The organism is Candidatus Tisiphia endosymbiont of Xenochironomus xenolabis, assembly GCF_964264705.1.
In the GTDB taxonomy this organism is placed as follows: domain Bacteria; phylum Pseudomonadota; class Alphaproteobacteria; order Rickettsiales; family Rickettsiaceae; genus Tisiphia.
Genome location: NZ_OZ183473.1, coordinates 1,290,438 through 1,316,616 on the forward strand (window position 1 = coordinate 1,290,438; position 26,179 = coordinate 1,316,616).

Here is a 26,179-nt window from a genome sequence, read left to right on the forward strand (position 1 = left end):
ATTTGCAATAGCTGGTTATATCAAATTCAGGTTAACTAAATAGGGTAAAAAAATGTCAGAATTTACCAATTTGCAATATTATAAAAGAAAGGAATTTGGGGCTAATGAAGCTGGAGAGTTAGGTGGGATATATAGCAGTCAAGATAATGTTCTGTCTATGGTTAAAAAGGAGAATAAGCCTGAAAAAAATATATCAGAGTTTTTGGGTTCCCAAATTTTTCAAGCAACAAATCCAGAGCATGGAGCCAAAGTTTCGCTCATTGTACCTACTCATCTTACCACGAAAGTAGATCAAGCAGGAGGTCTGCAAAATGATGGTTCTGAAGTATATGTGCAATCTGAATTTTTTAAGAATTACAGTGGAGACATGTATGTTGACATGGATAACCACATGTCTAAAAAAACTAAGCCTGGCGGTTGGTTGCGAAAAGACGGAGGAAGACCGCTTTTTATGGGAACAAGAGAATTACTATCTAGTACTTTAACTAAAGCTTTTGAAGAACTGCATTATAGCGATTTTGATAAAATAGCTCCAACTAGCTTATTAATAGGCGATTTTGATATTCATACAGGTAATATAGGAGTTGTAAGAGATACTAACAATTCTACTATTCCTCCTAGACTAGTTAGGTTAGATTTTGCTGGAAGTTTTGACCAATTAGATGATGAGATACGTCCACATTCTTGGTCTAGACATCTACCCTTACTAGGACCAACTAATCATTTTAGAGAATTTCCAAGTACCCAAAAGTATAATGATTTATTTGTAAAAGGTTTACTTGATACTGCACAAGTTGATTTAAACAATACTATTGACCATAGCTTCGTTGAATTATCAAAATATTATAGTGATAAAGCCCTAGCAAATTGGGCAAAAATGGCAATGAGCCAAAAATTTAACAATATATCTCCAGAAAATATAAAGATTACTGATATTAAAGATGCTCTTAAAGAAACTATGCAAAAGAGACAACAATCATTAAAAGAATATGGGTTACAAATTAAACTCGGTCTTTTAGTAAAAAAAGGAAAAATTAACAAGCCAGAATTAAAAAAATTAGTTCAAGAACACTTCGATTATTTTAGCAATATAATCGACCAAAGGAAAAGACTAGAATTGAAGAAGAAAACTGAGGGAAACTATATTGAATATATTTTAGGTAATAAAACTCAAGAAGTACTGTTAATTAAAGAAATAGCTCAAATAGTAAAAGAGCAAAAAAAAGCACTAACAAACTCTACTTTAGAAAGAACTGATCTATCTGTAACAATATCTAAAAAAGCACTAGATGTTATGCATATTAGTGGTGCGATAACAACAACTACTGAAGCTCAAACTACTGAACCCTACAAAGTAGCTCCATCTGAAATAGTCCCAGCCATAGTAGCCCCGATTAAAGTAGATTTGGTAACATTAGCTTTTAGGCAAGAAATTATTGCTAAGCAACAAACAACATTAAAAAACATCCTTACTGAAGCAAATATTACAGCAATCTCAGGGGCTAATCTTGCTATTAATTCTCAGCAATTTAAAGAATTTGTAGAAAATAATAACGAATTAATACAAAAAACCTGGGCTAACTCTATTACAAAGAGTACTGTGACTCAAGCAATGAATGATGAAGTGCAAAGCTATGCAAAAATCCATCAGGCTAATAATTTCAAACCGTTAACTTGGAGCAATCAGCCACCAATAGACAATACCACTGACACCAGGTCAAGGGTTATTAAAGTCAAAGATGAAGAATTATTTAAATTAACAGAAACTAAGGTTAAAACCTCTACTAAAGTAATTTTAGAAGATGGAGTAACGGAAACAGAGATTAGCAATTATCGCAATATTAATTTGCCATTAGCCATCAAACCATCTGGTACAGCCGTGCATCTTTCATTTCCAGTGCAAAACGAGAAAGGTGAGAATATTGAGGTCTCGAAGGCACTGTATTTTACTACTCACTATAACGAGCAAGGAAAACTAGTAGAAATAACCAACCCATTATCATTAAAGTTTACCGGTGATGATAAAGATGCTATAGGCTATATACAAAGGGGAAAAAATATTTACACTATTCCTGTAACAAAAGGTCAATATGAATCAATGATGCAGGAAGTAGCAAAAAATAAAGGATGTAATATTAATATATCACAAACCATTATGCCCCCTGAGGCAAGTGACGTTATAATGCATGATGAATTAAAGCAAATTCAAAATAAGTTAAAACGTCATGTGAACATAAACAATGAAGTACCTAAGATAGCACCCAAAATGCTAAAGACATCATCCCAACAGCAATATTATGATAGAACTTGAAAGTAGTGCGGTTAAAATTCTCCCAAAAATGATTTCAAGCATTGGATTTAAAAATGAATGTTGAACGCGTGCAGCTATACTATCAATGAGAGTATAGGAATGATAAGGGTTGTAAGTAAGGAAGTGTTGAGGTATATAAGAATTATTCAAAAAAATATACTCTCAACATGAATAAATGTATCACAACTGTTTATTATTTAGTAGATAATTTTTATAAAATTTATCAAGAATGGGAACAAAATAAGTTATTGCCAAGTGATAAGAAACGTTTTAGGCAAGAAAACTTAAAGCTCTTAAAGGTTTAATTCCTTATGAATTTATCATGAAAACATGGACATCTGATCCAAATAAATTTATTATTAACCCTAACCACCACCCCATGGAACTATACACCTAGACTTTCTGCATAAGTCAAAGATAGTTGTTAGTGTTACTTGCCTCCCCAGGAAACGCCACCATCAACGGTAATACATGAGCCTGTAACATAGCAAGATGCTTTGTTTGAGGCAAGGTATAAAATTGCACCGTCAAGGTCACTAGGTTCCGCTATAAAATTTAGAGGTGTAAGTTCTGCTATTGCTTTACGTTTTTCTTCTGTATTTAATTTGTAATCTGTAAGCGGTGTATGAAATATACCAGGTATAATACAATTAATCCGGATATAGGCTTTTGCCAACTCTCCGACTAATGACTTTGTCATTTGGATAACAGATGCTTTAGATGCACAATAACCAGCGATATTTTCGCTTAAACGGTTGGCTCCATTGACACTACTAATATTGATAATACTCCCATGGATTCCATGGTTTCTCATGTGATTAGCAACTTTCTTGGTAACGTACCAAATTCCCAGTACATTGGTTTGCATAATAGACTCGAAATCATCTAGTTCACATGATGTAAAGATTGGTGTAGGTTTTGCAATTCCGGCATTATTAATGCAGATATCTATGAGTTCTCCTTGTTGTTTTAATATATTAAAGGCTCTTTGGACAGAGTTCTTATCTGCCACATCCATTTCTAGGGCAATAGCATTGCTAAGCTCAGAGGCTAAAATTTGCAGTTTATCTAGTCTTCTACTAGCCAATATGATTCGTACTCCTACGCTAGAAAGAAGGCGAGAGAATTGCTCTCCAAGACCACTACTTGCTCCTGTAATGAGGGCTGTTTTGCCTGTTAAATTGAAAAGTTGCATTGTTTTAATCTCAATTACCAATTATACTCAAATGATACTATGCATTGGAATATAGCTAACTCGTTAAGATTCTAGATAACTCCTTTGTCTATTAGTGGAGATAGTTTAGTAGCGATGAAGCAATCTAAACTTATAACAACAATATCAGAACTTATTCGACTTAGCTATATAAAATAAGGGATAATCGATTGCAGTGTAGTAAAGTTCGTATAATATCTTGTGGTAATTTCTCGTACAGAACAACCGATAGGTTAATTATGAAAAGTAATGAATTTATTGAATATATTAAAGATATACTAGCCCCTTTTGGTCAAATCACTACTCGTGCAATGTTTGGTAGTTATGGTATATATAAAGATGGAGTAATAATAGGAATAGTTGCAAGAAATGAGTTGTACTTTAAAATAGATAACAAAGTAGTTGAGTATTTAAAATCTTTTGTTTCTGAACCATTTACATATAATAGTTCAAATAAGTTGATAACTATATCATATTGGAAAGTGTTACCTGAGATTTTAGAACAAGAAGAAAAGTTAGCGAATTTAGTCTCTATGGCATTTTATGCATCTATTAACTCTAATAATAAAAAGTTACCTTATACCAAATCACCAGAAAATAAACGTACCTTTACCTCTTGTTACTGAAGAAACTCTGATTGTAGATGAAGATAATTCAGTATGTCAGCCTGACTCTGACGGTATCCTTAATAAAAATAGTCTATTTAAAAGTATATTCTATCATTATAAGTATGATTATTTCTTAAATATTCATCATAAGAGTGCTGATGCTTATTCGTATTATATGAAGCAGACGATAAATTTACTGATACAGCTACAATGCTAATAACTCTAGCTTCTTATCCTCACGAAACTTTTAAAGGTTCGACAATTGTTGAAAAAAGGGAATTATTAAATTTTATGTTTTCGAACCTAACACTCGAGGGCTGTAAGCTGCATTACGTTCTGGCTTTTCCATTCACAGAAATGCAAAAAGTAGCAAATTGTGCCGAATGGCGGAGAGAGAGGGATTCGAACCCTCGATACGGTTACCCGTATAACGGTTTAGCAAACCGTCGCCTTCAGCCTCTCGGCCACCTCTCCAAATCATATGACCATAGCACCGCTTACTTATAGCATTAAATTGTTTGCATTTCTATAATTATTTTATATTAGATGCAACCATAGTAGTTTAAAAGTTATAGTGTAACTTTTAAATCGCCCTGAATTACGGTGATACTAATTAATCCCTTGAATTTACCATTGAATAATCTAAAATGAAAGATAAGTACTTAATTTTTTAATATATTTTATTTAGTGATTTTATATTTGTATGACCAATAAAGCTTTTAAGATTTTTTCAAGATACTATCTTGTTATAATAGTTGCATTGTTAAATGTTGGGTGTTCCCATAAAAAAGTTGGTGCTTTATCTAAGTCACATCCTGATATTGTAAGCTTTCAAAATGATTTTGCTCATTTACAAAGAGAACTTCCTGTATTGCAAAAGAAAAACTTACTTTTCCTAGCCCCTGTGCCAGTTGCAAATTATGGTGACAGAGAAGGTAAAAAAGTATCAATGGTTATAGTTCACCATACTGGTATATCAACATTAAAAGATACAAAAGAATTGCTAAACAAAATAGGTCTGTCTGCTCATTTTATTGTAGATAAGGATGGCAGTATTACGTTAACGGTTCCTTTAGAAAAGCGAGCATACCATGCTGGTATTAGTTATGCTAAAATTAAAATGGGTGAACGATTTGAAGAATTAACTGCTTTAAATAATTATTCTATCGGCATAGAAATAGTGAATACTGGGCGTGAATTGTTTTCACAACAGCAAATGGAATCTGTAAAAGAATTGCTCCTATATCTTATGAAACGTTTTAAAATAAGAAAAGATATGATATTTAGTCATTCTGAAATAGGAACAATATTGTACAGTAAAGCATTTGACAGTTATGTGCTACGTAAAGTTGATCCGCATAGATTATTTGATTGGGAGTTATTGGAAAGAAATAATATAGGTCTTCATATAAATAATAGAATAGAATCCAACGAGGCTAAACGTTTAATGGATAAAGTATTATATAAAATGGGAGATAAAAACACAGATATTCTAAAATTAAAAGAAAGACTGAATAGATTTTTTTATAAGATACGACCTTGGAATGATAAAGAGGGTAAGATAGTTTTGCCTGATGATCGTATCAATTATTCAAATGAATTTGATGAGAGTTTTATGTGGGTAGTATATCAGTTTTCGATACATAATCTCCCAATAGAAATTAGGAAGGATTTACCTTTAAAACTTGAACAACAAGATGTATTTCCTAAGCTTATAGATAAGTATCGAGATAGTATTTATAGTGAATTTAACAATTTATACTCCAAAATTCATATGCTTGTTAAACCACATGATTTAAATGAAAAAGACTATAAATATTTATTAACATCCCTTACAAATTATGAACAAGAGGTATCACGCAAAGCGTTCAATAGTCTAATATATAAAATGGAAATATATTATAATTCCGATTTAAGGTATGACATGAGCTTGCTATATGGTACATTTAAGAGCAATATATTAAATAAAATAGATATTTTACAACAAGACATTTTATCTTTGGAATCTTTAGAAGCTCATAAAATTACTGAGGTTTCAAATTTAATAGCTATGTTTAAAGAAAATATTTCTTCTGAATTCCAAAAATTCGAACAAGAATATTCTCAGCAATACATAAAAGTATGGAAGAAAGAATTTATGCCTTTTATGAAAAAACAAATCAAATGGACTAAGTTACATGAAGAAATATTAAAATACTTAGAGAAATCTAAATTACAAGTTAATGAGATGAACTAATATTATACCCGATATTGGTATTGATATAATGGTTCCAATATTTTGGACAGAAAAATAAGAAAAATGAGATAGAATTCTTTAGCAAACAAGGAGAGCTAGAGATGAAAAAACAAGTAAGGCAATATAGTGCTGAGGAGAAAGGCAAAATTGTCATAGAAGCAATTAAGGGAGAGCTAACAATAGCCCAGATAACCAGTAGGTATGGTGTTCATGCAACACAGATAAGTAACTGGAAAAAACAAGGTCTTGAGTTGTTAGTACAAGGTTTTAAGAATAAAACACAGAGTGCTGACCCAAATCAGCAGGGGTTAATCAAGAATCTATATGAGCAAATTGGTCAGTTAAGCGTTGAGTGTGTAAGGTGGTCCCCTTTGTCTAGACAAAAATTTAGATAAATAGAGATATAATTCACATACATAAAATTCACTTTCCAAACTAATGGAGATTCGCCAACTTAGAATATAACGACTATACCAGTCAATAATAGCTACTAAATATACGAACCCTTGGCTCAGTCTTATATACGTTATATCTGTACTCCAAACCTGGTTTGGCAATGCTATTTCTAATCCTTTTAGTAAATAAGGATATATTTTATGTGCCTGATTCCTCTTGCTTAAATTTATTTTAGGATAAACAGCTTCAAGACCCATTATCTTGTAGTAACGTCTAACAGCTTTACGACCTACCGAAAAACCTTGGGCTTGTAAATATTTAGCCATCCGCCGCATACCATAATATGGATGCATAGTATAGGTCTCATCAATTATTGCCATAATCTTGATATCTTGTTCACTAATACCAGTAGGTTGATAGTAATAGGTTGACCTGCTAATATCCAATAACTTACACTGTTGTACAATTGTTAACTTATTATGATTAGGCTCTATCATATTACACCTAACCTTTAATTCCAAACAATGCAGATTTTTTTTGAGCCAGTCACACTCAACGCTTAACTGACCAATTTGCTCATATAGATTCTTGATTAACCCCTGCTGATTTGGGTCAGCACTCTGTGTTTTATTCTTAAAACCTTGTACTAACAACTCAAGACCTTGTTTTTTCCAGTTACTTATCTGTGTTGCATGAACACCATACTTACTGGTTATCTGGGCTATTGTTAGCTCTCCCTTAATTGCTTCTATGACAATTTTGGCTTTCTCCTCAGCACTATATTGCCTTACTTGTTTTTTCATCTCTAGCTCTCCTTGTTTGCTAAAGAATTCTATCTCATTTTTCTTATTTTTCTGTCCAAAATATTGGAACCATTATACTATTTCACTTTCTTGGATTTGTGGTAACTAGCATTATCACAGATTAAATATATTTTTTCCTTGTCACTATTCTCCTCTTCCAATCTCTGTAGGAAATCAACTATCTGCTCCCCATTTATTTTGGGACTCTCTGTGCTTACTAACTGTAAATTAACTAGGTTAATAGCACCAATCATGTGCTTTCTTCTCCAGCCACTGAATGTTGGTAAGGTCTTATCTTGGTTCTTTCTTATCCAACCGCACCTTGCCTTTGCTTGATACTGAGGATGAACACCGTCCATAAAATATATGGCTTCCTTATCTCTGAGATTCCCTTTTAGGGTATGTCGTCACGAGATTTGAGCCCACATTAGTAAAGCCCTTAAACAAAGACCCGCCATGTATGATTTTGTATTTTTAGCATATCTTGTTGCTATACCACGCCATTCTTTAAATTTTTGAAATGTATTTTCAATAATGTGCCTTAGCTTATATAGATATTTATCTATCTCTCTTTGAATCTTCATGTTTCTTTTTGATGGTATTACGGAATTATGTTTGCATTCACAGCCGATTCTATTATGGCGTTTGTATCGTAAGCTTTATCAGCCATAAGATGTTGTGCCTCCATATTCTGGATTAACTCACAAGCTTGAGTACAATCATTTCTGGAACCTTCTGTAACAATAATTCTGACCGGCATACCATACGCATCCACGGCCATATGTACCTTTGTATTGAGCCCCCTTTTGTGCGACTAACCGTTTGATTCCCGCCTTTCGCTCCAAGTCCTGCTTTGTGAATTTTTACAAATGTAGAATCTATCATTAACCATTCAAAATCAGGAGCATTTATAAAAATATTTAGCAAATTCTCCCATATCCCATTATCACGCCATCTACAGAATCTTCTGTGTACATTCTTCCAATTGCCATAATCAGGAGGCAAATCTCTCCATGGAGCTCCCGTTCTAAATATCCACATCACTGCATTTATAAAAGTTCTATTGTCTCTTGCAATACCTCCCCAACAACCTTTCTGACCAGGTAAATTACTTTCTATCTTATTCCAAAGCTCATCGCTTATATCATGTCTTCTATGTGCTAAACTCATTGCTTCTTATCGCCTATTTTTATTACTACAATTATAATAACAAATCACATAAAATTATGCAATCACAATCTCGTGACGACATACCCTAGTAAACTGTAATTTAACTTAAATAATTCTTGCTTGTCAAAATCCAGCTTAGCTGGTACTACTTTCGGCTTCTTGTAAACAAACCCCAGTTTGTATAGTAATTTTGTTACTCCCGTTATCGTATATGTCACACCATATTTGTTCTCAATGTGATGCATGATATCTTTAGCATAAACATAATTATTTGCTTCTAGGTGATTCACTAATTCTGCCTGCTCAACATCATTTAATTTGCTTGTGCTACCTCCATTGTGGTATTAAGCTTATTGGCTTTTTGATAATCAACAATATGTTTTCTTATCGCTTCGTGGCTCAGGAGTAGTACCTTAGCAATCTCTACATTATTATACCCATCGTCATACATCAAAACTGTCTTAATACGATCACGTATCCTTCCGTCTCATTCTGTCTTATAACGTTCCTTCAACTTTTCTCTTTGGTCTTCTGTCAATACATTCTTGCTCATAATCTCATATACTCTATAATATCTCTCCTATCTTTGCAACCCTTCATTTATGAGTAGTATACATGAGGCAAGATATCACCTCAAACTAACTCAGAAACAATTTGCTACAGCATTTGGAGTTAGCATTGCAACACTACGTAATTGAGAACAAGGGCATAGATCACCAACTGGTGCAGCAAAGGTACTTCTTAAGATTATTCAAAAGGAACCTGAAATTGTAAAACAAGTTTTAAGAGGTTAAATTGTTTGTACTAATTATTATTTTTAAAAACCTTCAGATATCTTGTCAACTGTTTTTAGGCAATGCCTGATGAGTTCTTGACAGAAGAGTTGACTTTATATATATTGCTGTCTATATGCCATAGATATTAATAAAGGGGGTGTAGCTCAGTTGGTTAGAGCGTCTGCCTGTCACGCAGAAGGTCGCGGGTTCGAGTCCCGTCACTCCCGCCAAGACTCATTAGCAATATTTTTGTTAAAAGCCTGATACTCATAGTGTTCCCTCCGATTAATTAGATTAAACTTTAATAGTATAAGAAATTGCATTATCTGTCAATTTACAATAATTTTGTAGGTTATTTTGACAAAAAAACACATATCATGCACATACAAAATTAGTATTTTTTAGTACTTTATTTATTGAAATATTTAGCAAATAATAGTTAATTATTTCTATCGTCAATAATACACTGAGTCAATCTAAAGTTGATTTTTTGCCATTTTAAAATAATTGCCTAACCTAGTTTAATTACTAAAAATATAATTCAAGTTGTCAAAATACCACTTTTAAATACTTCCTTATTTTAATTCTCATTATTATAAATTAATTCTTGCAAAGCATTTCTATCAGCGGTAATAATTTAATTATGATTAGTATAAAATTAATTAATTATTTAACTAACTTTAAGATAATTAGACTAAGCTAGGTTAGTTTTATTACCTAATAAATATAATTTAAGGGGTATCTATGGCAACTAATTCACTGAACTTTACTAAAGAATTTATAGAAAAAATTATTCCACCTAAAGCAGAAAAAGATGGTAATGGCAAAATTATCTGCCCTAAAATTGTTCAACATGTTTATGTTGATACCAAAGAAAAGGGGCTAGTCCTGAATGTATCATATTTAGGAACTAAGAGTTTTTTTCTAAGCAAAACAATTAATGGTACAGCTTATAAAATTAGACTAGGCTCTTTTCCTAATAAACTACATCCTTTGCCTGATGATATTTCTGTTGCGGAAGCAAGAACAAAAGCGGCAGAGTTAAAAAATCAGCTTGTCAAAGGGATAAATCCTACTTTGTCCAAAATTCAAGAGTTACAAGAGGAAAAACAAGAACAACAGGAAATGACCTTTAAAGAATTTTTTGATAATAAATATATTGAAGATTACGCCAAACACCAAATAAAGCGTTGGAAGAACGTTGTTGCTGATATTGATAGGCAAGCACATCATCTCTATACCAAAAAACTATCTACCATAAATAGAGATGATGTACAAAAGATTTTTAATGACCTTACCAAAGATGGCAAGAAAATTATGGCTAATAAATGTGTTCAGAGATTCAAAGGAATATTTAATAGAGCCTTTGAATGTAAGATATTAGCAAACAATCCGATAACTGCTATTAAAAAACATCCGGAAAAGTCAAGGGATAGGTATTTACTTCCTGAAGAGAAAGAACGTTTTCTTGAGGCTTTAAAAGAAGAACCTCAAATAATACAAGATGTTATTCTTATGCATTTGTATAGTGCAGCTAGGAGAAGTAATGTTTTGGCAATGTGTTGGGATAATATCAATTTAACTGATGAAACATGGGACATACCTGGTATTGAGACTAAAAATGGTGAATCTCATTTACTACCTTTATCAAAAAAAGCAATGGAAATCTTAAAGGCAAGAAATGAGCAACGTGATCCCCAATGTCCTTGGGTATTTCCAAGTGATCATGATAGTAAAAGTGGACACCTAGAAGACCCAAAAAGAGCGTGGAACAGGATTAGGGAAAAAGCTGGTCTTAAAGATTTTAAGTTACATGATCTTCGTAGAACTATGGGAAGTTGGATGGCTATTGCTGGAGCAAGTCAGTATGTAATTGGTAAAGCTCTCAACCATAAAAGCCCTAAGTCAACGTTAATTTATGCACGATTAACTATTGATCCTGTTAGAGAATTTATGAATAAAGCCAATAATATTTTTGACAAAAACACTACTGACACCAACAACATAATTAAGTAGGTAACACCATATGACAAACCCTTTATTTCATTTTACTAACAAAGCTATAGAAAAGAATCCAACACGAAATATTGAAGTACATAAAAAAGAAATCAGGAGAAGATTTATCGGTACTAAAGAAGCAATGTCAAAGTTTTTTGAGGTGATTAATGCCGAACCCAATAGGAAAATGGCAGATTTTTTCTTAATGCTGTTATTCACTAGAGCTAGGAAAGGTGAGGTTTTATCTATGAGATGGCAGGATATTAATTTTGAAAATAGGGAATGGTATCTACGTGACCAGGCAACAAAAGTTTATTTAGTGAAAGATGCCATAACCATATTGGAAAGAAGGCAAAAGGACAATCATACTGAATCAATATGGGTATTTCCTGGAAATGATAGCAGTACTCATTTACAAGAGCCTAAAAGAGCGTGGAAGAGAATTTGTCAATTGGCTGGTATTGATAATTTAAGAATTCATGATTTAAGGAGAACATACGGTAGTTTAATACGTAAAGCTGGAGCAAATAAAGAGGGAATAATGCAGGCTTTAGGTCTTAAAGATATAAGATCAACAAAAATATATGATTCTACAGAGAGTGATCAGGCTGAAGTTAAAGAGTTTATGGAAAAAGCTATACAAAACCTAATGTTGCCAGAAGATACAGTAACTTCTCAAACAAAAATTGCTGATAATATTGAAACGCAACAAAGGGAAAATGAAGCACGACAACGAAAGATAGAGGAACCAAACAACAAATAAGAGAGCTTAAATATGTGCAAAACGCAAGGGCAATGTAAAGTGTGTAATTACTGATTATCTCGCATAATTAGTAATTACAAGCTCTCTAGTGATTTTCTTCTGTCCGGTTAGGGCATATTTGGCGTCAATAGTATTTATGGTGAAATCTTGGTATATTTCTCTGATAAAGTCAGTATTGCTATTAGAAATCATTAGTTTTACACCTTTGCTAGTTAGTTCTTTAACAAAATCTCTTAGCCTAATTTGTTCATTCTGGTCAAAGGGTAACCTAGTGTAAAATCTCTCCCCGGCTTGGTAATAAGGTGGGTCAAAATACACAAAATCATTTTCCTTAGGTTCGATAAATGAAAAATCGCTGACGTAAATTGAGGCATCACCTAGAAAGTTGCTACATTGTTGTAGCTTCTTATCCATATTAGCACTATCATATTTCTTAGAAGAAAAGGACAAACAAAGCTTACCACTCTTATTAACTCGATACATACCCATGAAAGAATATTTATTTAAATAGAGAAACCTAGCAGTTATGCTAGTTGGGTCATTGCTGTCATTACGTTTTTGTACGCGGTAATAATATTTTCTCGAGTGATGTTCTTTATGGGTGGCAAATAAATCGCTCACTGCTGTTGGATTCTTTTTTACAGCATTGTAGCTGGTAATTAACTCCAGGTTAATATCAGATAGAAAACATTTCTGACACCTTAAGGTGGTCCCCTTTGTCTAGACAAAAATTTAGATAAATAGAGATATAATTCACATACATAAAATTCACTTTCCAAACTAATGGAGATTCGCCAACTTAGGGCGTGTCATCAATTAAGTTGACATAAATATTAGGATGAGGCAAATTAGATATTGGTAAAAAAATAAGAAGGTGACCAATGCGCAGATATGCTTTAAGAGATGATCAATGGGAAAGGATAAAGGATATTTTACCTGGAAAAGAAGGAGACGTAGGAGCAAGTGCCAAAGATAATAGATTATTCGTAGAAGCTGTATTATATAGATATCGTGCTGGTATACCGTGGAGAGACTTACCAGAAAGATTTGGAGATTTTAGAGTAATTCATACAAGACATACACGTTGGAGCCAAAAAGATGTATGGAAGAAGGTTTTTGAACTACTTGCACAAGATGCAGATAATGAATATAGTATGATTGATTCAACGATTGTTAGAGCACATCAACATAGTGCCGGAGCTAAAAAAAAGTCATAGTAGATGACCAAGCAATAGGTCGTAGTAAAGGTGGTTTATCAACTAAAATTCATGCAACTGTTGATGCTTTAGGAAATCCGACAGCTTTTTATTTAACCCCTGGTCAGTCGCATGATTTACAAGGTTCTGATGCTTTAATGGAAACTTTGACAAAAGCGGATACCGTAATTGCAGATAAGGCTTATGATGCTAAGGCAAGAATGAGGAATAAGATAAAAGATAAGAATTGCACTCCTGTAATTCCATCCAAGAAGAATCGTAAATTTCCTGTAGAATATGATGTAGAGCTTTATAAGTATCGTCATTTAATTGAAAATTTCTTTGCAAAACTTAAACAATCTCGAGGCATTGCTACGCGTTATGATAAACTAGCTCAGAATTTTCTGGGAGCAATTTATTTGGCTTCTTCTGTAATATTACTTAATTGATGACACGCCCTAGAATATAACGACTATACCAGTCAATAATAGCTACTAAATATACGAACCCTTGGCTCAGTCTTATATAACGTTATATCTGCACTCCAAACCTGGTTTGGCAATACTATTTCTAATCCTTTTAGTAAATAAGGATATATTTTATGTGCCTGATTCCTCTTGCTTAAATTTATTTTAGGATAAACAGCTTCAAGACCCATTATCTTGTAGTAACGTCTAACAGCTTTACGACCTACCGAAAAACCTTGGGCTTGTAAATATTTAGCCATCCGCCGCATACCATAATATGGATGCATAGTATAGGTCTCATCAATTATTGCCATAATCTTGATATCTTGTTCACTAATACCAGTAGGTTGATAGTAATAGGTTGACCTGCTAATATCCAATAACTTACACTGTTGTACAATTGTTAACTTATTATGATTAGGCTCTATCATATTACACCTAACCTTTAATTCCAAACAATGCAGATTTTTTTTGAGCCAGTCACACTCAACGCTTAACTGACCAATTTGCTCATATAGATTCTTGATTAACCCCTGCTGATTTGGGTCAGCACTCTGTGTTTTATTCTTAAAACCTTGTACTAACAACTCAAGACCTTGTTTTTTCCAGTTACTTATCTGTGTTGCATGAACACCATACTTACTGGTTATCTGGGCTATTGTTAGCTCTCCCTTAATTGTTTCTATGACAATTTTGGCTTTCTCCTCAGCACTATATTGCCTTACTTGTTTTTTCATCTCTAGCTCTCCTTGTTTGCTAAAGAATTCTATCTCATTTTTCTTATTTTTCTGTCCAAAATATTGGAACCATTATACCTATCCTTTATTTTAAAGAATAATGCCCCACCGCCAAGAAAAGGCTCATAATAATTATTAAAGGTAACAGGAACATATTGTATCAATTGATCGGTGAGTTTTCTTTTACCACCAACCCAGTTAAAAAATGGTAACGGCTTATTTTTAGTAGTAGTCATGATGATAAGTGTTCATTATTCAAGTACATAAATATCTCACTTATTGTATCATAAATATCACAGAAATTCTATAAGAATTATCGGTATATTGGTAAAAATGGCGTTTTAAAAGTCACAGTCAATGAAAGTACACCATTGCTTTTGCTAAGTAATGGGTTTTGTTTGGTGCAAAAAAACCTGATACAATTTTAGGCTCATATTTGCCTTAAAATACAAGTAGCTAATTAGCTATTTATTCAATTAACCGCATTAGGCAGCTTGTTTAAATAGCTAATTTACGGCTTACTTATCAGCCATTTAGCCCTCAATTGTAAATAATAATTTTACTAACTGTCTCTGGTTTAACACTACTCTAAAAAATTTTTATAAAAAAATTACTAACCGTGAAAAAACCGCTTTACTATGGGAAAAAACTAGGATATTTGTTAGTAGACGTTACGTAGTGTAAATGTCAAGCACTAAGGTTAGATACGAATCACCAAATTTTTCTCTAACCTCAGTGTCTATTTCCCAACTAAGAAAAACAGGAGTTAATTCTATGCCTACCGATATTAAAAATCAACAAAATAAATCTACAACATGTGAAAAAAATAATATCAGTAGTGATATTATTGTTGAGTTACAACAAGCTAGGAGAAATCTAGAACTAGCTAATTTTATCCACCAAGACTTTATACGAACTATATCCATTAGCCTAAACAAATCTTGTAATAATATTTTTGCCCTTTCTACGATGCTACATATAGGAGAGGAAAAGCCCAACAAAAAGAACGCTATAGCTGAGATTACCACTTTTGCTAAGGAGTTAATGTATTATTCTAGAAATATAACAAATTTCACTAGCTACCCAATTCCAACTGCCACCACAAGCTTAATACCACTACCCACAATCTCTAGGAAATTCAAGCCTGAAATGTTAGTAGACAATGTTATTAATAGACTAATGCTAACCTCGAAGCATAAAGGTATAAGGCTGGTAAATAATTTCTATAGAGACATCCCAAATATCCTCATTGGTGATAGTTACCGAATTGAAGCGATATTAACTCAGTTAATTACTAATGCTATTAATTTCACTGAGGAGGGTAGCGTTTTCTTAAGTAGCCAAATTTTTCTTGCAAGCACCACACTATTACAAGAAGAAGCTACAGAAACTAAGCAAGCCAAAGATGTTTTAGAATTCATTCTGCATGATACAGGTATTGGTATGTCTGAAGAACAGCAAAAATATATCTATGAGCAATTAAACGGTCTCGATAGCTCCACTTTTACTAAATCGACTAGCAAAGCTATTGGTGAGGAATTGCAGTCTAACTCAAGCTCAGCATCAAATTTAAAATTAGGATTAGGTCTAAGTTTAGTCAAACAATTTATTGCAGATATGAATGGTGCAATTGACATTAGCAGCCAGCAAGGCAAGAAGACAACCTTTACTATACAAGTGCCGGTAACATTAGTGTCAACTGAAGATATTAACAATGACGAGATTAATAATATGGCAGCTAATAAGTATAAGACTAATGATAGAATATGCGATAGGATGCCACGTGAGGTGGGGTCAAGCACCGAGGTTAGGACCACCAATGTAAACTAACCTCGGTGTCTATTCTCTATGACAAAAATAGGAGTTAATTTTATGACTAACAATGTTAAAAATCAACAAGAAAATGATTCAACAAACGAAAAAATAAATAATATCACTAATATTGCTGGACAAATACTTAAAAATGTTTTGCAGAGCAATAATATAACCTCCATATATCTTGCCGATGACAAGATAGGTGCAGAAGGAACTAAGATACTTGGTAAAGCTTTGGAAGATAATGAACTGATAACATCAATAAGTCTTTGCGACAACGATATTGGTTCTGAGGAAGTCAGTTTGTTGGTCAAAGCATTAGAGACTAATCGCAGTTTGACTAATATAGAGCTTGTGTGTAACAATATTGATGATCAAGGAGCAATAATACTAGCGGAATTTTTAGCAAACAATAAAACTATCAAGGAAATAGATATATCTATTAATAATATTGGTGATGTTGGGGTTGTTCAGCTTGTTAAAGCTTTGGAAATCAATAGAACCATTAGCAGAATAAATATTAGCTATAACTATATCACTGACAAGGGGGCGATGGAACTGGTGAAAATTCTAGAGTCCGATAACGTTACAAGCGAAATAATAATAGATTTTACAGAGTTGGAAAGTGAGAATACTAGTTATGAAGTAGAAGTGTTGTTAACTAAGGCTCTAGATATCCACAACAAAAAATTGGGCAGAGGGCTATAGTTTAACACTATCTCTAATAAATACAAAAACCTGAATAATAACAACTAATTTAATATTTATTCAGGTTTTTGTAATAAATCCCTAAACGCCTTCTGATAGAGGCTCAATATCTCCAATTAACAAACTCTCTAACACTTCATACAAATCAGCGGAATTACTTACGTTAGACAATAACAACTTAAGATTATAATCACTAATAATTTTTGTTCCCGAGCTATGTTCTGTTTGTTGTGATTGTTGCATTTTCTTTAATTTTACTAGCATAACATCATTCTTATATTCCTTAACAAGCTGTTGTATTTCTTTATCACCCCTTGCTTTCAGAACATCATTCTTATAGTTATTTATTTGAGCAAGTATCGCATCATCCACATCTTCTTTTTGTTCTAATTTCTGCTTTTGTACGATTTCTTTAATTTGCTGTATTCTTTTGGAAATTTCTTGCCTCTCTTCTGCTTTTATATTATCGCCAGAAACCAATTTTTCTTGTACAGAATCTACTCCTTGCTCGATCTTCTTAGATAATTCTTCTGCTTGTAATTTGTTTTTCTCTAATAGTTTATATATATCATTTCGTAATTCATCGCCTATCTGGTTCAAGTTCAAATCTATAGTCGTCACAGTGTTATTGTGTTGTAAGGCTTGTGCTAGTGTCTTCGCTCCCTCATCGCCTATCTGGTTCCAATGCAAATCTATTTTCGTCACAGTGTTATTGTTTTGTAAGGCTTGTGCTAGTGCCTTCGCTCCCTCATCGCCTATCTTGTTGTTCCACAAATCTATTTTCGTCACAGTGTTATTGTTTTGTAAGGCTTGTGCTAGTGCCTTCGCTCCCTCATCGCCTATCTTGTTCCACCCCAAATCTATTGTCGTCACACTGTTGTTTTGTAAGGCTCTTGCTAGTGCCTTCGCTCCCTTATAGCCTATATCGTTGTGCTGCAAATCTAGAGTTGTCACAGTGTTATTGTTTTGTAAGGCTTGTGCTAGTGCCTTCGCCCCCTCATCGCCTATATCGTTGTGCTGCAAATCTAGAATTGTCACACTGTTATTGTTTTGTAATGCTTTTGCTAGTGCTTTCGTTCCCCAATAGCCTATCTGGTTCCCGGACAACTTTATAGTCGTCACAGTGTTATTGTTTTGTAAGGCTTTTGCTAGTGTCTTCGTTCCCTTATATCCTATCTGGTTGCAATCTAAATCTATAGTCGTCACAGTGTTATTGTTTTGTAAGGCTTTTGCTAGTGTCTTCGTTCCCTTATATCCTATCTGGTTGCAATCTAAATCTATAGTCGTCACAGTATTATTGTTTTGTAAGGCTTGTGCTAGTGCCTTTGCTCCCTCATAGCCTATCTGGTTGTCACCTAAATCTATTGTCGTCACAGTGTTATTGTTTTGTAAGGCTTGTGCTAGTGTCTTCGCTCCCTCATCGCCTATCTGGTTCCAATGCAAATCTATTTTCGTCACAGTGTTATTGTTTTGTAAGGCTTGTGCTAGTCCTTCGCTCCCTTCTCGCCTATCTGGTTCTCGTTCAAATCTATTGTCTTCACAGTTTTATTGTGTTCTAAGGCTTGTGCTAGTGCCTTCACTCCCTCATCGCCTATCTGGTTCTCGTTCAAATCTATTGTCTTCACAGTTTTATTGTGTTCTAAGGCTTGTGCTAGTGCCTTCACTCCCTCATCGCCTATCTGGTTCTCGTTCAAATCTATTGTCTTCACAGTTTTATTGTGTTGTAAGGCTTGTGCTAGTGCCTTCACTCCCTCATAGCCTATCTGGTTGTTGCTCAAATCTATTGTTGTCACACTGTTATTGTTTTGTAAAGCTTGTGCTAGTGCCTTCGCTCCCTCATCGCCTATCTGGTTTTCATTCAAAGCTATACTCGTCACAGTGTTATTGTTTTGTAAGACTTGTGCTAGTGCCTTCGCTCCCTCATCGCCTATCTGGTTCTTCTGCAAATCTATGTTTGTCACAGTTTTGTTGTTTTGTAAGGCTTGTGCTAGTACTTTTGCTCCCTCATTGCCTATCTCGTTGCTCCACAAATCTATTTCCTTAACATCTTTTCCTGCATTCAAATCTTCAATAACTTCAGTAAGTGTATCCATAATATTTACCTCATAAAATTAATTAATATTACATTATTCTAAATAGCCCTTAGTGAAAATTAAATAGCCTAATTCTGTTTTTCTTATTCTAGATATACATATTTCAAATGTACTTAGTTATATTAATGAGCTTGTTAAAGACCTAAAACAACCTTAATCTTTACCAATAAACCTTGTATGTAAGCCTAAATATCTAGAGAACAGACCAAAATACTAAATCAATCAATGGCAAACCATTTTGACAGCTATTTTAATATGATGAATGAAAATTAAAATTTGTGCAAATAAAAAAGTTAAGAAAATCATTTATTTTTTAATAAAGTAACAAAATAATCACAGCAATTAGTTTCATGAAAAATTTACGTAGGTTAGCTACAACAATTTTTAAAAAAATGTATCAAAACTTAATAGAACTATTTTAATTTTTAGTTTAGTCTATATTGACCATTAAAATAATGAATTAGGTATTTATGGAAGATATTGCCAATTGGCAGGCAAAGTTTGAGTGTTGTGACTATTCTGATAAGTTACTTAATAAATTGATTTTACTAAACAACAAGGTACCTCATCCAGTAAATATCAAAGAAATTACCAAAGCTATCTATTATGCTAAGAAATATCATGGTAGTCAAATGCGACAATCCGGCGACCCCTATTATTCTCATCCAATAGAAGTAGCGTATATGTTTGCTGAATTCACAGCCCAAGAAATTCCCATATTGTTTAAGACTGACATGATCGTTACCAGTTTATTGCATGACACGATCGAAGATACAATACTTACTGAAGAGATGATAGCTCGAATTTTTGGTAGTCAAGTTGCTAGCCAAGTGGAAGCTCTAACAAGAATCAAGCCTTATGGCAAGATTAGCTCCAAAGAAACTTTGTATTTATTATCTCAACAAAAAAGGTTTGACGTGGTATTTATTAAATTATTTGACCGCATTCACAATCTACAAACACTAGGAGCTAAATCACAGGAAAAGGCACTGAAGATAGTTAAAGAAACTATAGGATATTTTGTAACTTTTTGTTTTTACTTGGAAATACCAATAGTCGAGCAACAATTAATAAATCTATGTTACCAAAATTTGCCTATTAACTCCAGACCTGCTCTAAATTATACGGTTTTCTGAGTGGATGATTTTAGGGATTTTCACCAGATTTTCAAAATGCAATAATCCATAAGCAAAACCAATTATTATAGGGATCATAATAAACCATATTCCCCAATTGCCAAAACACTCAGTAAGGTAGACAAAACCAAAAGAGCTAATAACATATATCATAGCACGAGATATAGAAAATGTCATACTAGCATAGGTAAAACGTTTAAATATAGGAAAACTTTTTAAACAAATAGGAGTAGCAGCGTTTAAGCATTGTTTCCATAAGATGATAAAGAATTGAATAAAAAATAACTGATCAGGAGAATTAAGATTATTCAATAAATACGGACAGAATATCATAAAAATAGAAAATATTAGCAGTATAATTCTTATGATTAATAATGGATATACTTTATAAACTTAAATAACATAATATTAAGGTGATTAACAGCTCCATTAGACAGACAATAAAATTATGCTGAACAATTTCGGCTACTGTGTAACCAAAGCTAGTTGTTAAAATATTACCACAATATATATAAAGCAAATAAACACATACCGGTAAGGCACATTGTAATAAAAAGAAAGCTATTACAGTTTTTTTATTAACTTTTTCTTGCCAAATGGGATTATCTTGTAAAATATTTACATCGGTATTAGTTTTTTCAAAAACTTTTTCTATTCGACGTTTGGCATCGGCAAACTCTGGGGTTTCTCTAAGTTTTGTTCTTGCAACAGAACCAACAAAGGCAATTATTGCACCCACCCAAAATACTATACGCCAATTAATACCATAACAAACAACAAGTAAAGAAATGGATAAAGCCCCTAATGTTCCTAGGACAGAACAAGCCCCTATCAATCCAACACTTACATACTGTATTGGTGGTTTAAGCATTTCCGTTAAATAAAGTTCTGCTCCTACTATTTCACCCATAGAAGACATGCCTTGAACAGCCCGGCAGATAATCGCTACCCACATCGCTACACTTCCTATTTGCTCATAAGTAGGCAGATTAGCCATAACAATGCAAGCAGATGACATCATAAAAGTTGTGATGATAATTGTTGCCTTACGCCCTATATTATCACCTATCCATCCAAATATTAAAGCTCCTAATGGTCTAAGTATGTAAGTTACACAAAAAATAGTTGCAGAATACAAAGCAGTAGTGTGTGAGTCAGTTTTTGGAGTAAATAATTCATTAAGAAACCCTGCCATGTGAACATAGATCATCAAATCAAAATATTCAAGGGTAGTTCCTATTGATAGTAACCCCACAGCTTCTTTTTGTTCTTTGTTTAAACTTGTTTGTTCTTTGTATAAACCTTTTTGTTCTTGAGGATACCCTATCATTTTTTTACCATCAATAGACCAACTATTAATGATAGCAAAAAGAAAATAATATTAAAAGTGGAAATAATAAAGTTTATTTAATAATACCCCCAAAGATTAATAAAGCCTAAACAATCTGGGGGAAATTTCTTTGACATATTCACTATATATTTCAGGATAATCACCTTTGAACTTTGCTAGGTCAAATGTTCTGCGGGTGCAGTTTTTCCACGAGACAAGAACATTATCCCCCATTTTTAGGTAAATATGGAATTGCATATAGTTCATCACTTCTAGCTTTATACTATCTTCCTTGCAGAGTAGATGTTGTTGCATCTCTTCCAACTGATGCAGTTCTTTCACTTTTTCAGCTATTGACTCATTTGCTTCAATGATATTTCGGCTATCAATATTATTACTAGAAGAAATAGCATAATGTTTCCTTGCCTGCTCAACAGTTTGCGGCATAGTTTGGGACGTAGTTTGTGGCATCACCTCAGAGGCAAGGGGAGTCTGTTGTATAGTATCATTTACTACAACTTCTTGAGGCTTATTTTTCTTCTTGCTTAAATTGACAATATTTTGATATTGTTCTTGATTTCTCTCTATTTTTATCCTTGCGGCTTTCATTTTTTCATCCTCGTTGCATGATGCTGTTTGTTTATAAAATTCTTACATAAATAGCAGAACTAGATATGACAGAGGAAGTTTTAGGAAAAATTAAGCGAAAAACCGCAGCATACTAAAGCGTATGTGAGGATTCCCCCGCTTAATTTTGACGACAAAATTACCTGTCATATCTAGTTCTGTAAAAATATTTCTCTCTCTACTAATCGCCTTCTTACCAAACCCTTAAGCTTAATACCTCGGGCATAAACCAATTTAGGGAATTCATCGGCAGCTGATAAATATTCACCTCGTAATAACTTTTGTCTTAAACTGGAAGCTTGAAAGGCACCAGCCCCGCAATTGAAGACAAATGATATCAATGCTCCCTCTTGGGAGTAGTTTAATGGTACGCGGCAATGTCGATAAATGGCATATTTAGCTTGCTCTATGTCCTGCTCTAATAAATAATCAGCGTGTTCTCGCGATATACCATTAGACATTTGTTGTTGCTCATACTCTTTTATCACATGCCCCCAACCTATAGTTTTTAAACCAGCTGGGCAGTAATACCAATTCCCAAATTTAATTTAGTATAAAGATGAGAAAAATAGGTTATAATGTAAAAGATAGATAAAATTAGGAATGTAATGGGTACTCATCAAAAATTAATAACAGAAGATTTATACAAACAGGCTATAGCTCAACTTGCAAGTACGAACAAAGAGAATAGGATCGCTATTAGGTTAAGAGCTATAGTAGCTGCAAAAGAGCATGGTATTGGTATGGTGTCTAAAATATTTGATATCACAACTAATACGCTAAGAAACTGGATAAAAAGCTTTGCCCAAGGCGATGATAAAAATCTTGAATATAAAAAAGGTAGGGGAAGGAAAAGCGATTTAACGGAAAGCTGCTATGAAGCAATAAACAAATGGATACAAGAAGATTGTAACATAACAATAAAAAGTATCGTCATAAAACTTAAAGAAAATTTGGGAATTAATGTAAGTAAATCGGCTGTACACAGGGCATTGCACAAGCTTAAGTTTGCGTACATTACTCCAAGACCAGTGCATTACAAACAGAATAAAGAAACTCATGAACAGTTTAAAAAAAATTCAAGAAAAAATAACAAGCAATCCAAGAAGTTTTTTGTATTTCTTTGATGAATCGCGTTTTGGAACTCATTCTAAATTAGGTCATGGTTGGTTTCGCAAAGGTATCAGAACTCAAGTTAAAATCAAAATAGGTTTTCAGAATTTTTATGTTTACAGTGCTGTTAACCCAATAACAGGAGATGATTTTAGCTTAATGATGCCAAATGTTAATACTATGTCTTTGAACATGTTTCTTGCGGAAATGTCTAAACATATAGGCGATCAAAAAGCCATTATTGTTATGGATTGTGCTGGATGGCATAAGGCTAAGGACTTAGTGGTTCCTGCTAATATAGAAATTCTTTATTTGCCACCATATTCTCCTGAATTAAATCCTGCGGAGCGATTATGGGAACATTTAAAGTCTGAGACTATAAAGAATAAAGTATACAATACAATTGAACAATTAGAAATAGTAGTATCTTCCTCTATTAAAAATTTAAATACCTTGCTAATTCAATCTATTTGTTGCATGAATCATTTACTAAATTAAATTTGGGAATTGGTATTATCATAAATCTCAGGAAAAAAGTTACTGATTCCACTTCTTTGGAAGAAACCTAATACTTGCTCAACGCTTGATATTGCTGATGTTTTCTGGGCCCTGGATAATGGTGAAACATATTCAATCTCTATCTCAGGCTGGCTTGTTGTTCCCTCTAAGATTGGTACTCTGTTATATTTAATCAATGTCTGATATATCGCCATAATTAACGGATTTAACAACTCACTCTCGATTATACCAACCATTGGAGACATTAAACGATATTGTTCCTCTGTCCTAATTTGTACCTCGGTGGCAGTCATTTCTTTATTTTCCTTTTGCATCCTGAATATATCGATATAGAACGCCTTATATATGGCATCACGACATTGATTTTGCTCTATCTCAGTAGGTAAGATATTTTCCATACCAGTTAGTGGTATTATTTTATCTGCCATACCATTACGGTAGAAATTAACACTACCAGGTGTAGTATAAAGCGGTAAGTAATATCAATCTTTTGGCACTAATAATGGTGGGTCTAGTTGTTTCTGGGCTACTTTTAGGGTAATTTGTCTTAAACTATTGAGTAGTTTAATATCAGGTAGCACATGATGAGCCGGAGCATAGCCATATACTTCACCTTCTTCTTTTACCCACCGCGTTACAAAAAATGGAAAATAAGAATAGCCTGATTGACTAATAATTTTTTGCTCAGCTAGACACTGTTAACAAAGGTATAATTTTGTACTCATTCCTCCTTTACTTTTTCCTTTGCTTTGCATCCCCCTTTTAACCCGCCACTGTGTCGATATAGTTTAAAGGTTGTGCTATCCGTAATTACTATGTTAATTAATAATTTTTTACTTTGTTGTAAGATTATTAAGATTTTCCACCATATTCCTTTTTCGCTGCCTCTTTTAAAGCGTTGGTAGATGGTGTACCAACATCCATAGTTTGGTAAATCCTGCTACGGTATCCCAGTTCTTAATACATACATTATTGCACATAATACCTTATAATGGCTAATCTTTGGAGGCGTCCTTTCCAAATATAATTCTTCTCTATGATTGGTTCTATTTCGTTTTCAAAAAATCCTTGTTTTACAGGGAATAATCGCGAATCCATTATATATCATACCTTTTTTCTTAATATATCTTAAATATATCATATCTTCTTCTATATATTTATAGATATTTGTTAACAGTGTCTAGCAACTGTGATATACAAAAAGTTGTTGATAATCACCACAATATAATGTTAATAGGTGGTTCTGGAACAGGCAAGACTCATTTAGCAATTGGTTTAGCATTTACTGCAGTTGAAAAGGATTACAGGGTAAGGTTCTATACTTTAAATGAATTAGCTAGCCAATTACTCAATGCAAGAATACATAACTATGAGATAAAATTCATCGATTCAGTTAAGAGGTTCAACCTTATTGTGACAGATGAACTGGGATATGTGCCAATAAAACCCGAGTCTAGATTCTTATTATTTGAGCTGTTTGCTAAATATATATGAACAGTCTTCGCTGATTATAACAACCCATTTAAGATTTGAAGAATGGGGAGATATGTTTGCTAATCCTAAAGCAACAAAGGCAATTATCGATAGGATAACCCATCATTGTCAAATCATAGAAACTGGTAATAAAAGTTTTAGGGGAGGAAGGAATGTAGATTAAAGATTGAGATAACAGACTATTGCATTAATTAAAAATTATCGAGAGTTTTAGAGAATTTTATCTAAAGTTTAACTAAAATTAACTAATTTTTTTATAGGTTTAGAGGGGTCAATAGTTGATTACAATAAGGGGGCAAAAGATCATTACAATTTACACAAATGTACGTGAGGAGCAGAGTACAGGTATCACGCACAAATTACCAGCAGAAGTAGAGTTTCGAAAGAGGTCTATTGATGTTTTATACTGTTGTGACACTTATATAACAAAAATTGTAGGGTACTATGCTTAAAAAATCCAATAAAAATAAAATTATAATTTACAAGATAGGTAAGTATCTATAAGATCATTATGATATATAAAAGTTAAATAATATTAAGTATTACTTGTATGTAAACGAACAATATATTGCTATTTACTGATAGTGGATTAGTTTATATGGCAATAAACCTATTTTAATTGTTGCCTTTCTAGGTTATATAATATATGACAGTAATCTTTGCATTTGTT

General features: G+C 33.2%; 27 protein-coding genes, 2 tRNA genes and 5 pseudogenes. 17 read left to right on the top strand and 17 right to left on the bottom strand.

Translation table 11 applies throughout. From position 1 onward, the window contains the following. The first annotated feature begins 52 nt into the window (after positions 1–52). Complete coding sequence (locus ACFELY_RS06250) at positions 53–2,311, top strand: Sca4 family protein (protein ID WP_375333941.1); 2,259 nt, start codon at positions 53–55, stop codon at positions 2,309–2,311. Positions 2,312–2,478: 167 nt separating this feature from the next. Continuing rightward, the gene (locus ACFELY_RS06255; RefSeq protein WP_341759178.1) at positions 2,479–2,616 is read left to right on the top strand and encodes a hypothetical protein; all 138 of its coding nucleotides are present in this window, start codon (positions 2,479–2,481) and stop codon (positions 2,614–2,616) included. 125 nt (positions 2,617–2,741) lie between these two features. Here ACFELY_RS06255 and ACFELY_RS06260 read toward each other — a convergent pair whose 3' ends face one another. Next, entirely contained in the window at positions 2,742–3,506 is a 765-nt protein-coding gene (locus tag ACFELY_RS06260) for an SDR family NAD(P)-dependent oxidoreductase (RefSeq protein ID WP_375333942.1), read from the bottom strand. Positions 3,507–3,763: 257 nt separating this feature from the next. Between ACFELY_RS06260 and ACFELY_RS06265 the strand changes: the two genes are divergently transcribed. Then, a complete protein-coding gene (locus ACFELY_RS06265) occupies positions 3,764–4,150 on the top strand; it encodes a TfoX/Sxy family protein (RefSeq protein WP_375333943.1) in 387 nt (128 codons plus the stop codon). Positions 4,151–4,516: 366 nt separating this feature from the next. Here ACFELY_RS06265 and ACFELY_RS06270 read toward each other — a convergent pair. Then, positions 4,517–4,606 (bottom strand) — tRNA-Ser (locus ACFELY_RS06270). A 229-nt stretch (positions 4,607–4,835) separates the two neighbouring features. On the opposite strand from ACFELY_RS06270, the gene ACFELY_RS06275 reads away from it, so the two are divergent. Beyond that, positions 4,836–6,368, top strand: a complete 1,533-nt coding sequence (locus ACFELY_RS06275) for an N-acetylmuramoyl-L-alanine amidase (RefSeq protein WP_375333944.1) — start codon at positions 4,836–4,838, stop codon at positions 6,366–6,368. Between the two features lie 101 nt (positions 6,369–6,469). Beyond that, complete coding sequence (locus ACFELY_RS06280; protein WP_375333945.1) at positions 6,470–6,763, top strand: transposase; 294 nt, start codon at positions 6,470–6,472, stop codon at positions 6,761–6,763. Here the strand turns inward: ACFELY_RS06280 and ACFELY_RS06285 are convergent. The 4 genes and pseudogenes from ACFELY_RS06285 to ACFELY_RS06300 form a co-directional block, all read right to left on the bottom strand. Further along, positions 6,710–7,567 carry an IS3 family transposase gene (locus tag ACFELY_RS06285; RefSeq protein ID WP_375333946.1) on the bottom strand — a complete coding sequence of 286 codons (858 nt, stop codon included), beginning with the start codon at positions 7,565–7,567 and terminating at the stop codon, positions 6,710–6,712. The genes ACFELY_RS06280 and ACFELY_RS06285 overlap by 54 nt on opposite strands. A 77-nt stretch (positions 7,568–7,644) precedes the next feature. Next, the gene (locus ACFELY_RS06290) at positions 7,645–7,926 is read right to left on the bottom strand and encodes a transposase (RefSeq protein WP_375333947.1); all 282 of its coding nucleotides are present in this window, start codon (positions 7,924–7,926) and stop codon (positions 7,645–7,647) included. 48 nt (positions 7,927–7,974) lie between these two features. After that, positions 7,975–8,737: pseudogene (locus ACFELY_RS06295) on the bottom strand (IS5 family transposase). 62 nt (positions 8,738–8,799) lie between these two features. Then, positions 8,800–9,027 carry a helix-turn-helix domain-containing protein gene (locus tag ACFELY_RS06300; RefSeq protein ID WP_375333948.1) on the bottom strand — a complete coding sequence of 76 codons (228 nt, stop codon included), beginning with the start codon at positions 9,025–9,027 and terminating at the stop codon, positions 8,800–8,802. 321 nt (positions 9,028–9,348) lie between these two features. Between ACFELY_RS06300 and ACFELY_RS06305 the strand changes: the two are divergent. The 4 genes and pseudogenes from ACFELY_RS06305 to ACFELY_RS06320 all read left to right on the top strand — a co-directional run. Next, positions 9,349–9,531, top strand: a pseudogene (locus tag ACFELY_RS06305) (helix-turn-helix domain-containing protein); the annotation flags it as partial. Between the two features lie 135 nt (positions 9,532–9,666). After that, positions 9,667–9,743 (top strand) — tRNA-Asp (locus tag ACFELY_RS06310). A gap of 514 nt (positions 9,744–10,257) precedes the next feature. Continuing rightward, complete coding sequence (locus tag ACFELY_RS06315) at positions 10,258–11,529, top strand: tyrosine-type recombinase/integrase (protein ID WP_375333949.1); 1,272 nt, start codon at positions 10,258–10,260, stop codon at positions 11,527–11,529. A 10-nt stretch (positions 11,530–11,539) separates the two neighbouring features. Then, complete coding sequence (locus tag ACFELY_RS06320) at positions 11,540–12,274, top strand: site-specific integrase (RefSeq protein WP_375333950.1); 735 nt, start codon at positions 11,540–11,542, stop codon at positions 12,272–12,274. 54 nt (positions 12,275–12,328) lie between these two features. Here the strand turns inward: ACFELY_RS06320 and ACFELY_RS06325 are convergent. Then, positions 12,329–12,961 (bottom strand): annotated as a pseudogene (locus ACFELY_RS06325) (DNA adenine methylase); the annotation flags it as partial. A gap of 194 nt (positions 12,962–13,155) precedes the next feature. On the opposite strand from ACFELY_RS06325, the gene ACFELY_RS06330 reads away from it, so the two are divergent. After that, positions 13,156–13,919 (top strand): IS5 family transposase gene (locus ACFELY_RS06330; RefSeq protein WP_375329714.1). Its coding sequence is split into 2 segments (ribosomal slippage): positions 13,156–13,488 and positions 13,491–13,919, totalling 762 coding nucleotides; the frame shifts between segments, so codons are not numbered across the junction. A 32-nt stretch (positions 13,920–13,951) separates the two neighbouring features. Here the strand turns inward: ACFELY_RS06330 and ACFELY_RS06335 are convergent. Both ACFELY_RS06335 and ACFELY_RS06340 read right to left on the bottom strand, forming a co-directional pair. Next, complete coding sequence (locus tag ACFELY_RS06335; protein WP_375333951.1) at positions 13,952–14,674, bottom strand: IS3 family transposase; 723 nt, start codon at positions 14,672–14,674, stop codon at positions 13,952–13,954. A 29-nt stretch (positions 14,675–14,703) separates the two neighbouring features. After that, on the bottom strand, positions 14,704–14,910 hold the full coding sequence (locus tag ACFELY_RS06340; protein ID WP_375333952.1) for a DNA adenine methylase: 207 nt from the start codon (positions 14,908–14,910) through the stop codon (positions 14,704–14,706). A gap of 448 nt (positions 14,911–15,358) precedes the next feature. On the opposite strand from ACFELY_RS06340, the gene ACFELY_RS06345 reads away from it, so the two are divergent. Together ACFELY_RS06345 and ACFELY_RS06350 are read left to right on the top strand one after the other, a co-directional pair. After that, positions 15,359–16,504: a sensor histidine kinase gene (locus ACFELY_RS06345; protein ID WP_375333953.1), complete on the top strand. Its 1,146-nt coding sequence runs from the start codon at positions 15,359–15,361 to the stop codon at positions 16,502–16,504. 42 nt (positions 16,505–16,546) lie between these two features. Continuing rightward, positions 16,547–17,197 (top strand): hypothetical protein, encoded by a 651-nt coding sequence (locus ACFELY_RS06350; RefSeq protein ID WP_375333954.1) that lies wholly within the window; start codon positions 16,547–16,549, stop codon positions 17,195–17,197. Between the two features lie 81 nt (positions 17,198–17,278). Here ACFELY_RS06350 and ACFELY_RS06355 read toward each other — a convergent pair whose 3' ends face one another. The 3 genes and pseudogenes from ACFELY_RS06355 to ACFELY_RS06365 form a co-directional block, all read right to left on the bottom strand. Next, a complete protein-coding gene (locus tag ACFELY_RS06355; RefSeq protein WP_375334159.1) occupies positions 17,279–18,319 on the bottom strand; it encodes a hypothetical protein in 1,041 nt (346 codons plus the stop codon). 33 nt (positions 18,320–18,352) lie between these two features. Further along, positions 18,353–18,658: pseudogene (locus ACFELY_RS06360) on the bottom strand (hypothetical protein); the annotation flags it as partial. A 23-nt stretch (positions 18,659–18,681) separates the two neighbouring features. Continuing rightward, positions 18,682–19,290 (bottom strand): hypothetical protein, encoded by a 609-nt coding sequence (locus ACFELY_RS06365; protein ID WP_375333955.1) that lies wholly within the window; start codon positions 19,288–19,290, stop codon positions 18,682–18,684. A gap of 470 nt (positions 19,291–19,760) precedes the next feature. Here ACFELY_RS06365 and ACFELY_RS06370 point away from each other — a divergent pair, with 470 nt between their 5' ends. After that, positions 19,761–20,426 (top strand): HD domain-containing protein, encoded by a 666-nt coding sequence (locus tag ACFELY_RS06370; protein ID WP_375333956.1) that lies wholly within the window; start codon positions 19,761–19,763, stop codon positions 20,424–20,426. Here the strand turns inward: ACFELY_RS06370 and ACFELY_RS06375 are convergent. The 4 genes from ACFELY_RS06375 to ACFELY_RS06390 all read right to left on the bottom strand — a co-directional run bounded on the left by ACFELY_RS06375 (position 20,406) and on the right by ACFELY_RS06390 (position 22,931). After that, positions 20,406–20,759, bottom strand: coding sequence for a hypothetical protein (locus tag ACFELY_RS06375; RefSeq protein WP_375333957.1), 354 nt, complete (start codon positions 20,757–20,759; stop codon positions 20,406–20,408). The genes ACFELY_RS06370 and ACFELY_RS06375 overlap by 21 nt on opposite strands. 52 nt (positions 20,760–20,811) lie before the next feature. Continuing rightward, a complete protein-coding gene (locus tag ACFELY_RS06380) occupies positions 20,812–21,756 on the bottom strand; it encodes an MFS transporter (RefSeq protein ID WP_375333958.1) in 945 nt (314 codons plus the stop codon). 96 nt (positions 21,757–21,852) lie between these two features. Continuing rightward, on the bottom strand, positions 21,853–22,365 hold the full coding sequence (locus tag ACFELY_RS06385; RefSeq protein WP_375333959.1) for a hypothetical protein: 513 nt from the start codon (positions 22,363–22,365) through the stop codon (positions 21,853–21,855). A 170-nt stretch (positions 22,366–22,535) separates the two neighbouring features. Next, positions 22,536–22,931 carry a lysozyme gene (locus ACFELY_RS06390; protein ID WP_375334160.1) on the bottom strand — a complete coding sequence of 132 codons (396 nt, stop codon included), beginning with the start codon at positions 22,929–22,931 and terminating at the stop codon, positions 22,536–22,538. 60 nt (positions 22,932–22,991) lie between these two features. Here ACFELY_RS06390 and ACFELY_RS06395 point away from each other — a divergent pair, with 60 nt between their 5' ends. Both ACFELY_RS06395 and ACFELY_RS06400 read left to right on the top strand, forming a co-directional pair. Then, complete coding sequence (locus ACFELY_RS06395; RefSeq protein WP_375329726.1) at positions 22,992–23,510, top strand: helix-turn-helix domain-containing protein; 519 nt, start codon at positions 22,992–22,994, stop codon at positions 23,508–23,510. After that, on the top strand, positions 23,443–23,994 hold the full coding sequence (locus ACFELY_RS06400; protein ID WP_375333960.1) for an IS630 family transposase: 552 nt from the start codon (positions 23,443–23,445) through the stop codon (positions 23,992–23,994). The genes ACFELY_RS06395 and ACFELY_RS06400 overlap by 68 nt, the downstream gene beginning before the upstream one ends. Here ACFELY_RS06400 and ACFELY_RS06405 read toward each other — a convergent pair. Then, a pseudogene (locus ACFELY_RS06405) lies at positions 23,991–24,692 on the bottom strand (portal protein). The gene ACFELY_RS06400 and the pseudogene ACFELY_RS06405 sit on opposite strands and share 4 nt — an antisense overlap. Positions 24,693–25,191: 499 nt before the next feature. On the opposite strand from ACFELY_RS06405, the gene ACFELY_RS06410 reads away from it, so the two are divergent. Beyond that, positions 25,192–25,509 carry an ATP-binding protein gene (locus ACFELY_RS06410; protein ID WP_341759289.1) on the top strand — a complete coding sequence of 106 codons (318 nt, stop codon included), beginning with the start codon at positions 25,192–25,194 and terminating at the stop codon, positions 25,507–25,509. Next, a complete protein-coding gene (locus tag ACFELY_RS06415; RefSeq protein ID WP_375330416.1) occupies positions 25,493–25,672 on the top strand; it encodes an ATP-binding protein in 180 nt (59 codons plus the stop codon). The genes ACFELY_RS06410 and ACFELY_RS06415 overlap by 17 nt, the downstream gene beginning before the upstream one ends. Positions 25,673–26,179 lie beyond the last annotated feature (507 nt).